The organism is Amycolatopsis rhizosphaerae (assembly GCF_007713715.1).
Taxonomy (GTDB): domain Bacteria; phylum Actinomycetota; class Actinomycetes; order Mycobacteriales; family Pseudonocardiaceae; genus Amycolatopsis_E; species Amycolatopsis_E rhizosphaerae.
Window position 1 is genome coordinate 1 of sequence record NZ_VJWX01000288.1, and the last position, 9,092, is coordinate 9,092.

At 70.7% G+C, this 9,092-nt stretch carries 9 protein-coding genes; 4 read left to right on the forward strand and 5 right to left on the reverse strand.

Annotation, left to right across the window (positions count from 1 at the left end):
- The 5 genes from FNH05_RS24450 to FNH05_RS24470 form a co-directional block, all read right to left on the reverse strand.
- Nucleotides 1–764: transposase (locus tag FNH05_RS24450; RefSeq protein WP_342781608.1), on the reverse strand; the 764-nt coding region annotated here is incomplete at its 3' end.
- A gap of 87 nt (nucleotides 765–851) precedes the next feature.
- Complete coding sequence (locus FNH05_RS24455) at nucleotides 852–2,009, reverse strand: alkaline phosphatase family protein (RefSeq protein WP_144591054.1); 1,158 nt, start codon at nucleotides 2,007–2,009, stop codon at nucleotides 852–854.
- Nucleotides 2,010–2,076: 67 nt separating this feature from the next.
- Nucleotides 2,077–3,645, reverse strand: a complete 1,569-nt coding sequence (locus FNH05_RS24460) for a S53 family peptidase (protein WP_246127922.1) — start codon at nucleotides 3,643–3,645, stop codon at nucleotides 2,077–2,079.
- Nucleotides 3,646–3,784: 139 nt separating this feature from the next.
- A complete protein-coding gene (locus FNH05_RS24465) occupies nucleotides 3,785–4,969 on the reverse strand; it encodes a hypothetical protein (RefSeq protein ID WP_144591056.1) in 1,185 nt (394 codons plus the stop codon).
- Nucleotides 4,966–5,553 carry an RNA polymerase sigma factor gene (locus FNH05_RS24470; RefSeq protein ID WP_144591057.1) on the reverse strand — a complete coding sequence of 196 codons (588 nt, stop codon included), beginning with the start codon at nucleotides 5,551–5,553 and terminating at the stop codon, nucleotides 4,966–4,968. Before FNH05_RS24470 ends, FNH05_RS24465 begins: the two co-directional genes overlap by 4 nt.
- A gap of 100 nt (nucleotides 5,554–5,653) precedes the next feature.
- On the opposite strand from FNH05_RS24470, the gene FNH05_RS24475 reads away from it, so the two are divergent.
- The 4 genes from FNH05_RS24475 (at nucleotide 5,654) to FNH05_RS24490 (ending at nucleotide 9,041) form a co-directional block, all read left to right on the forward strand.
- Nucleotides 5,654–6,172 (forward strand): hypothetical protein, encoded by a 519-nt coding sequence (locus tag FNH05_RS24475; RefSeq protein WP_144591058.1) that lies wholly within the window; start codon nucleotides 5,654–5,656, stop codon nucleotides 6,170–6,172.
- A 35-nt stretch (nucleotides 6,173–6,207) separates the two neighbouring features.
- On the forward strand, nucleotides 6,208–6,990 hold the full coding sequence (locus FNH05_RS24480; RefSeq protein WP_144591059.1) for a uracil-DNA glycosylase: 783 nt from the start codon (nucleotides 6,208–6,210) through the stop codon (nucleotides 6,988–6,990).
- 9 nt (nucleotides 6,991–6,999) lie between these two features.
- Entirely contained in the window at nucleotides 7,000–7,878 is an 879-nt protein-coding gene (locus tag FNH05_RS24485; RefSeq protein WP_144591060.1) for an NAD-dependent protein deacetylase, read from the forward strand.
- Between the two features lie 389 nt (nucleotides 7,879–8,267).
- The gene (locus tag FNH05_RS24490) at nucleotides 8,268–9,041 is read left to right on the forward strand and encodes a S1 family peptidase (protein WP_144591061.1); all 774 of its coding nucleotides are present in this window, start codon (nucleotides 8,268–8,270) and stop codon (nucleotides 9,039–9,041) included.
- Nucleotides 9,042–9,092 lie beyond the last annotated feature (51 nt).

Here is a 9,092-nt window from a genome sequence, read left to right on the forward strand (position 1 = left end):
GGCCGCCCCCGCCCCCGGGCCCCGGGCTCGGGGGCGGCATAAAACACCTGGTTAGCGCGCAACCGGCCCACGATATGGGCCCGGCCGGACACCCGGTGACTCAGCGCCATCAGGTCGTACTCGGCATCGAACACGAACCCCGCAACCTCGGTACGGCCTTGCGCAACCAAACCCTCGGTGACCCGCCCGATCGCGGACAGTGTCACCCCGGTCAACGTGTCGGCCGGGCCCAGCCGGGCCACATCCACCGGCGCCGTCCATGACGAGGCACCCCACTCCAAACCGGCCATCACCGCAAACGGCCACCCCGACGTGACCGGATGCCCCGCCAAAGTACGAGCCGACTTGTCATGCACCACCAGCCGCTGCGGCGAGCACACCGCATCCGGCCGCGACCAGTTCGACACATCCCCCGCGAACCACACCAACCCCTCCCGACCCGCACCCACCGTGCCCAGCAACAACCTCCGCAACCCCGCCACATCAATCCGACCCCGGGTCAACGCCGCATACACACTCCCATGCCCCCGCCTAAACTCCGGCTCCAACGACAACCCCGGTAACGACCCCACCCACTGCGGAACACACACCAACGCATCCGCCAGCTCAAACAACGCATCACCCCACCGCTGCAGACAGGCATAAAAACCCTGCCGGAACCCCACCAGATCCCCCAACCCACCATCGTGCACACTAACCACCGCGGCTCTTGCCCCTTGATCGTCTTCCCTCAGCAAGAAGACATGATCAACCAAGAGCCGCACCCAAGATCAACCAGGGCCAAGCCCAACCCACCACAACGTTAAAACTCAAGGGTCCCTTCACAGCCAAATCGACTGTGAAGGGACCCTTCACGGCAGCCTCGACCGGGTGTGGACGGTGAGGGGCACGTCGTTCGGCGGCGGCAGGGTGCTCCCGTCGCGCAGCAGGACCGGCCCGACCGGCACCGGGGCGGACGACGGTGGCGGCGGCACCGGGGCCGGGGCAGGAGTGGGTTTCGGCGGTTCGGGTTGTGTGATGGCCGTGCCGTAGGCGGGCGGGGCCGGGTTCGGTACCGGTGACGCGGAAAGGTCCACCAGATCGGCCAGTCCCTTGTCCTCGTCCACCCGGGGCACGCCGAGCTTCGGCAGGCCGAGCAGGTCGAGCGCGGTCTTCGTGATCGAGGGATGCCACGACCAGCGGTGGTCGATGCCCGGCCGGACCCGGCCGCCGAACATCAGCAGTGGCACGCGGGGGCCGTAGGCGAGTTGCACGCCGTCCGGCGTCGTCTCCACGTTCGGGGTCGCGACGTGGTCGTCGTAGCCGCCCCAGTCGTCCCAGGTGAGCAGGAACACCGTCGAGTCCCAGGCACCGGCCTTCGTGATCGCGTCGACGATCTGCCATACCGCGTCCATGCCCTCGGTCACGTTCGCGGGCGGGTGCTCGTCGAGGGGGGAGTCGTGCCACACCATGGACAGCGCGGGCAGCGAACCGGCCCCGGCGTCGGTGATGATGTCGGCCGACCGGGCGATGTTCGGCGATCCCTTGAGCTGCTGGTAGAACTCGACGGGATAGCCGCTGGTGTCCGTGTAGGCCTTCCATGTCACACCATGGTCTCCGGCGTGGCCGGGCAGCGAGGGCAGGTCCCAGACCGGGGGCGGCTGGTTGCGGGGCGGATTCCGCAGGGTCGGCGTCTGCCCTCCGACGATGAGCAGGTGATTCGGCGTGGAGTTGGTGCCGTAGCCCGCGCAGTGGTTTTCGAGGAAGGCACCGGAGGCCGCGAGCCAGGCGTAGAACGGCAGGTCCTTGACCGTGTCGAACTGGACGTGCGCGCCGGGGGACCGCTTGGTGAGCCAGCGGTAGTAGGCGTGCCGGTCGTGCGGCTGGTCCGACGCGGGCGGGTTGGGGGACACCGGCCAGCCGGTCGCGACGTTCGCGCCGAAGGCCGCCATGGACCGGAAGTAGTTGTCGGTGGTGTGGTTCTCCTGCACCAGGATGACCACGTGGGCCACGGGTCCGGTCGCTGCCATGGTGTGCCCCTTTCGCGTCGTGTCGAGCCTCCCGCGTCGCCCTGTGGTTCGTGCGGTCCTTCGAGGATCAGCTCGTCTTCCCGGTCAGGACCCTGAGCAGAGCGGTGCCGTCGGGTGTGCCGAGGCCGGTGCACGGGTCCCACCCGGGACTGGCCTGGTACGCGCCGTTGTTGCCGCTGGTCACGTCGCGGAAGCCGGGTTGCGGCCTGCCCGCTCGCACCCCCTGGTAGAGCTGGGTGTGCACCAGCCCCAGCCTCCGGCCCGCGGCCTGGGCGAGACGGCAGAGCAGGGCGGCCCACAGCGGGGCGACCGCGCTGGTGCCGCCGACCACCGCCTTCGTCCCGTCGACCAGGATCTGGTAGCCGGTGGCGGGATCGGCGTTACCGGACACGTCGGGCACACCCCGGCCCATGCCACCGCCGGCGCGCGCGGGCACTCCCGCCGAGGCCTGGAAGCCGGGCACGGGGAAGACGTCGCTCACCCCGCCGCCGGTCGCGCCGCCGCTCGGGTTGTTCCACACCGTTTCCGACTCGATGGTCGTGGGCGGGGTGGCCCGCAGGTTCGTGCCCCCGCAGGCGAGCACGTGCGGGCTGGAGGCGGGGAAGTCGGCGTGCTGACCGCCGTCGGACTGGCCGTCGGTGCTGCCGTTGTCGCCGCTGGCGGCGCAGATCGTCACGCCGAGCGCCGCGGCGTCGGCGAAGACCTGGTCCATCGCGGCGCGGGCCTGGGCGGTCCACTGGTCTTCGGACTGCCCCCAGCTGATGCTGACCGCGGTGGGCGTCGGCGTCGCGTGCACCGCGGTCGCGACCGCGTCGAGGAAGCCCTGGTCGGTGTTCGGCGCGAAGTAGACGAGCTGATCCGCCTTCGGGGCAAGGGCTCCGGCGACCTCGATGTCGAGCATCACCTCGCCGTCGGCGGAACTGGGGTCGCCGGTGGGGGCGTTCTTGCCGCCGTCGACCTCGACCGCCTTGACCTGGGGCGCCGGGATCTTGAGCCCGGCGAAGTACGCCGTGAGGTCGGCCGGTTTGAAACCGCCGCCGAGTTCGATGATCGCCAGGGTCTGGCCGGTGCCGTCCGTGCCGGACGGGAAGGCGTACAGCGTGCCGAGCTGGTCCGGGGTGAACGACCGCGCGGCGGCGGGTTTGGTGTGCAGCCGGAACTGGGCGCGGGCCTGCGGACGTTCGTCCAGGCCCAGCACGGCGAGCACGAGGCCGTCCAGTTCGGCGGGGATCCGCAGTTCGCCGCTGCGCGCGCGGTGCGCGATCGTCCCGCCCAGCAGGTCGGCGCTGCGGACCACGGTGAGTTCGGTGCCGAAGACGGCCGTCATCGCCTCGGCCGGGCCGCTGACCCGCACGCGGCGCGACCCCCGGTGGACGTCCGTGATCGTCAGGCCCGCCGCCGTGAGCACCTCGCGCACCATCCGCAGATCCTCGTCGCTCGCGCCGTAGCGGACGGCGAGTTCGTGCGGGGTGATGGTTTCCGGCCCGGACACCAGTGCTTCACCCAGCTCTTCGCGACGCCGCAGCACCAGCGTCGCCGAGACCGTTTCGGTCGGCTCGACGGGACCGACGACCTCGGCGCCGGTCAGCTCCGCGCGGATACTGCCAGGAACGGGGACATGCTCAGCTTCGGTCACCCCTGCATGGTGCATCTTTCGTAGCCGCTTCGCTACCGTCCGGCACAAAGAGACCAAAGGCCGCGCCGCATTGGCCCCCTACACGGCCGTGAGGGGTCCCCTCACGGCCGAAAACGACCGTGAGGGGACCCTTCACAGCTCACTTCATCGGCACGTAACCGTTGAACAGCACGGTGCTGGCGGTCTCCACCCTGACCCAGCTCTCACCGTCCCGTCCGATCGGCTTGGCGCCTTCAGGCAGCCAGGCCGCGAAGGTCCCGTTCGTCACGGTGATGGGAATCGCCTTCCCCAGACCGAAGTCGGCGACCATCGACGATCCCGAGGGCGGCACGATGCCGATGAAGGGCACCTTCCCGCCCAGCGCGGGCACGGAGAGCCTGCGCACCGGGATGGACTGGCCGATGAAGGTGTCGCGGTAGAGGTGATAGGTGGTCCCGTTCGCGCCGGGTTCGGCCGTGCAAGCCACCGAATGACCCGCGTTCCGGCCGAGCACCACCTGGTAGGAACCGGATTCGAGCAGGGCACCCGGCTGGTAGCTGTCCGCGTCGGCGGGCGGCTGGGCCACCTTGGCCAGGCAATTCCCGAGCGCCTGGCCCGCGGGCGACTTCCGGTCGGCCGCACGGTCGGTGACGCTCACCAGCGGAGCCGGAGGTGCGGTGAGATCCACCCTGGAGGCCGACAGACGGCCGTTGATCACCTGCGCTGCGAACAGGTGCGTCTTCGTGGGATCGGTGTGCGTGAAGGCGGCGAACTGGTGAGCCGGGCCCTGGGCCTTCGCCTCCACCACGCCGAGGCCGTCGGGCATGCTCAGCACCAGCTGGTCCCAGGACGCGTCGGCGACCCCGGCGACCAGGCCGGTGCTGGTGGAGAACAGCAGCCTCGTCTTGTCTCCGTCCGTGCGGGCATCCGGGTTCGACACCGTCGCCGTGGTGGCCGTCGTTTCGCAGAACATCGGTTTCCCGCCGGCGGTGAACGCCTCCACGACGTCGTCGCCCTCCGCGGCGGTGAACGTCGTGACCCACTTCGACCGGTCGGGCACGGCCGCGGTCTTGCCCGCCTTCTGGACCGCCGCCCAGCAGCGGTCGAGCGGGGTGCTCGGGGCGCCGCCGCCACCGTCCGACGCGGCGGACACGTCATGGGACGGCCGGGTGAGCTGGGTCGCCGCCACGGCTCCCCCGGCGAGCAGCGCGACGGCCGCCGCGACCGCCATCACCCGGCCGCGTTTCGGCCGGTCGGCGAGCCCGGCCGAAACGTCGGCACGCAGCCGGGCGCGGACCTCGGGCGGAAGCTCGCGGCGCGGTGGCAAGGAAAGTTCGTCGGTCATTTCTCCTCCAGCAGGGCTCGAAGCTGCGTCCGCGCGCGGGACAGGTGCGAGCGGACGGTGACTTCCGCGACCGAGAGCAGCGCCGCCGCGTCGGCGACGCTGACGTCCCCGAGCAGGCACAGCTCCACCACCTGCCGCTGGGCCCGGGGCAGCGTCCGCACCATTGCGATCACCTCGCGCAGCCGGGCTTCCCCGTCGAGTTGCTCGGCCACCCGCTCGGCGTGGTCGGCGGTCTGGGGCGGCGACGGGATCCGGTGGAGCAGCCGCAGGCGGCGGCCCCGGCCCCGGTTCTCGGTCCGCGCCAGGTTGCCCGCCACCGTGTACAGCCAGGGCAGCGCGCTCTCGCACACCAGTGGGACCTCCCGGCGTTTCCGCCAGGCGATCAGGAAGGTGTTCGAGGTCAGGTCCTCGGCCGCGGTCCAGGAGCCGGTCAGCCGGTAGGCGTGGTTCCACACCGCTTGGGCGTGGCGTTCGAACAGTGCGGTGAACGACGCTTCGTCGCCGTCCGCTGCGCGCTGCCAGAGATCGCCGTCCGTCTGCTCGCCGGCAGCCCTCACTGGCGTCCCCGCTTCGGTCAGTCGCATGGTCACACCCACTAGTTGCCGGGTGCGGGTGGAATGTTGTGCCGCCGGTTCGACCGTGGTCGCCGGGCGGCTTTCCCCCTCGGACCGTCATACTCGCGCGGTGACCCCACCGGTAGCCGGTTTCCGTTCATCCTGGACTCGCCTGTACGGGCTGGCCCAGCGTCTTGCCTCCGATGCCGGAGACGCGGGTGAGGTGTTCCTGCCCATCGGGCTGGCTCTGGAGAACCCTGCCGGGCCGGACAGGGCCTGGGACTACTGGGCCACGCCGGCCGGAGCGATCACGTTCGCTTCGACGGGGGGTGATGGTGTCCACTTCAGTTTCGTGCCCAGAGGAGGCACCTGGCCCGTGGTGATGACCGTGCCCATGGCGTTCGACACCCCGAACCACGTGGTCGGCGCCGATCTGCGGGAGTTTCTCGCGCTCGGCTGCCGAACCGGCTACTACGCACTGGAGCGGCTCGCCTACGGCTGGGGCCGGGGTGAGCTCATCGCGGCCCTCCAGGCCGCCGGCCCACCGGGTGACGGCCTCGAGGAGCGGCACCTGCTCGGCGCACTGGTGATCGAGTTCGGTTTGAGGCCGTGGCCCGACGTCGGAGAACGGCTCGCTGAGCTGGCCTAGCCTGTTCTCAGTAGCCAGGCTCGGGAGGAGGAGCGATGCGGCGCGACGGTCCGGACGACGCCGGCTATCCGGCCCGCTCGGCACCCGGTTGCGGGGCTCTGGGGGAGCTGGAGACGAAGCTGGTGGACTGCCGGGCGTGTCCCCGGCTGGTGGCCTGGCGGGAACAGGTGGCCGTGGTCAAGCGCAGTTCCTTCCGGGACTGGGAGTACTGGGCCAGACCGGTGCCCGGGTTCGGACCCGCCGACGCGCCGCTGGCCCTCATCGGCCTGGCCCCGGCGGCGCACGGGGGAAACCGCACGGGCCGGATCTTCACCGGGGACCCTTCCGGGGAAGTGCTGTACGCGGCCCTGTACGAGGTCGGCCTGGCCTCCCAGCCCACGGCGACGCACCGGGGTGACGGGCTGGCGCTGCACGGGGTGCGCATCACGGTGCCGGTGCACTGCGCCCCGCCGGACAACCGGCCGAGCGTCGGGGAGCGGGACACCTGCCGTCCATGGCTGGCGAGGGAACTGGAACTGTTGCGCCCCGGCCTTCGGGTGGTGGTGGCGCTGGGGGGATTCGCCTGGCAGGCCCTGCTGCCGGTGCTGGCGGACGCGGGCTGGTCGCTGCCGCGGCCACGGCCGAAGTTCGGCCACGGCGCGCAGGTTCTGCTGACCGACGCGCGGAGCGGGCGTGATCTGTACCTGCTCGGTTGCTACCACCCCAGTCAGCGCAACGTCTCCACGCACACGCTTACCGTGCCGATGTTGCACACCGTGCTCCGGCACGCCGCCCAGCTCGCCGGCGTGACCGGTCCCGGCCCGCGCGGGACTCCGTAAGCTGGGTCCGTGCGGACACGACCGACCCTGACCTGGGACGCGCCCGGTGAACCGTGGCCGCGGACCCGCCGGCTCGACGAGGTCGCCGAGGTCGTCGGGCGCGGCGGGGTCGCGGTGCTCAGCGGTGCCGGGCTGTCCACCGAGTCGGGCATCCCGGACTACCGGGGCGCCACGGGCACCCTGCGCCGGCACACCCCGATGACCTACGACGAGTTCGTGACCAGCGAGGACGGCCGCCGCCGCTACTGGGCACGCAGCCACGCCGGCTGGCGCACGATCGCGCGGGCCGCCCCGAACGACGGGCATCGGGCGGTCGCCGCACTGCGGGCGCGGGGATACCTGTCGAGCGTCATCACGCAGAACGTGGACGGGCTGCACCAGGCGGCGGGCACGCCGGACGTGGTCGAGTTGCACGGCAGCCTGGATCGCGTGATCTGCCTGGGCTGCCGCCGCACGAGCCCGCGCGGGGAACTCGACGCACGGCTGCGCGCGGCGAACCCGGGCTTCGAGGCGACGGCGAAGCGGATCAACCCGGACGGTGACGCCGAGCTCGCCGTGGAGGTGGTGCGGACCTTCCGGCTGGTGGGCTGCGGCGCGTGCGGGTCCGGTGTGCTGAAACCGGATGTGGTGTTCTTCGGCGAGAACGTGCCGAAACCGCGCGTGGACCGGTGCTACCGGTTGATCGACGAGGCCCGCGCGCTGCTGGTCCTCGGCTCGTCGTTGACGGTGATGTCGGGCCTGCGTTTCGTGCGGCACGCGGCGAAGACGGGCAAACCGGTCCTGATCGTCAACCAGGGGATCACCCGCGGGGACGCACTGGCGACGGTGCGCGTGGACCGTCCGCTCGGCCCCGCGTTGACCGAACTGGCCGGGCTGTTCACGGCCTGACCGGAGCCGTCCGATTTCAGGCGGCGGTGGTGAGGGGTTCGGGTTGGCTGCGGTGATGATCCGCCGGATGGTGGCGTTCGCGGCGATCTCCCGGGCCGGTTGCGCGGTGATGGGGCCGTGTCCGGCCAGTTCGGCGGGTTCGTTGCGCAGTCCAGTCCAGGTCAGGAAATCCAGATATACAAAGACTTCCGCCCGCGGTGGCTTCACCTCACAAGCAACACCCAAGTACAGATCCGAGAACACAGGTGGATGCTGGGCGGACTGGGCGTCGCGCTCCCTTGCCCGAGTGAGGTCCTCGCATACTCCGCAAACACGCCATGGGGGAGCAGAGGTGAAAACGGTTCACCGGACGCGTGCCATTTCCGGGCGGAAGTGGCAGTCTGTGCGGCATGATCAGATCGATCCTGCTCGGCTGCCTCTCGGCGCTCGTGCTCGTCGCCGCCGGAGGTTTCGCCGCGACCGCTTCGGCCGATGACACCCCGTCGATCGTGGGCGGCACCAACGTGTCTACAAAGGACTACCCGTGGCTGCTCGCACTCTACAACAGCAAGGGGAAATTCAGTTGTGCCGGTGAGCTCATCGCCCCGGAGAAGGTGCTCACCGCCGGTCACTGCACGGGGGTGAGCACCGCGGTCCAGGGCCGTGACGACGTCACCAAGGGCGGCGGCACCACCTACCGGGTGGTCAAGGCCGAGCGCAATCCGGGCTTCAGGAACCTCGGCGGGCCTGCCGAGATCATGTACGGCGACGTCGGGGTGCTCACCCTCGACCGGCCGGTCCGGGGAGTGAAGCCCATCGGCTACGTCTCGCCCCGGGACAGCGGCATCTACCGCGGGCGAGCCACCATCGTCGGCTGGGGCACGAACTACGACGGCGGCAAGATCGGGCACCTCAAGAAGGCCACCGTTCCGCTCGTCTCGAACTCCCTGTGCACCCAGGCCTACGGTTCACAGGGATTCAAGGCCTCACAACTGGTCTGTGCCGGTAACTGGACCAAGGGTGGCGTGGACGCCTGCAGTCACGACAGCGGCGGCCCGCTGCTCATCGCCGGCCGCGTCGCGGGCACCGTCTCCGGCGGCGAGAGTTGCGCCCAGCCCCACAAGCCCGGGACCTACGCGCGCCTCACCACCTTCTCCCGCTGGATCACCGCACACCTGCGTTAGAACAGGCTTGCCGTGAGGGGTCCCCTCGCAGCTGTATCGGCCAGGGGCCCG

Excerpts from the sequence above, each read along its gene's own strand:
- FNH05_RS24455 (WP_144591054.1), bottom strand. The coding sequence starts at position 2,009 with ATGGCAGCGACCGGACCCGTGGCCCACGTGGTCATCCTGGTGCAGGAG.
- FNH05_RS24465 (WP_144591056.1), bottom strand. The coding sequence starts at position 4,969 with ATGACCGACGAACTTTCCTTGCCACCGCGCCGCGAGCTTCCGCCCGAG.
- FNH05_RS24470 (WP_144591057.1), bottom strand. The coding sequence starts at position 5,553 with ATGCGACTGACCGAAGCGGGGACGCCAGTGAGGGCTGCCGGCGAGCAG.
- FNH05_RS24480 (WP_144591059.1), top strand. The coding sequence starts at position 6,208 with ATGCGGCGCGACGGTCCGGACGACGCCGGCTATCCGGCCCGCTCGGCA.
- FNH05_RS24490 (WP_144591061.1), top strand. The coding sequence starts at position 8,268 with ATGATCAGATCGATCCTGCTCGGCTGCCTCTCGGCGCTCGTGCTCGTC.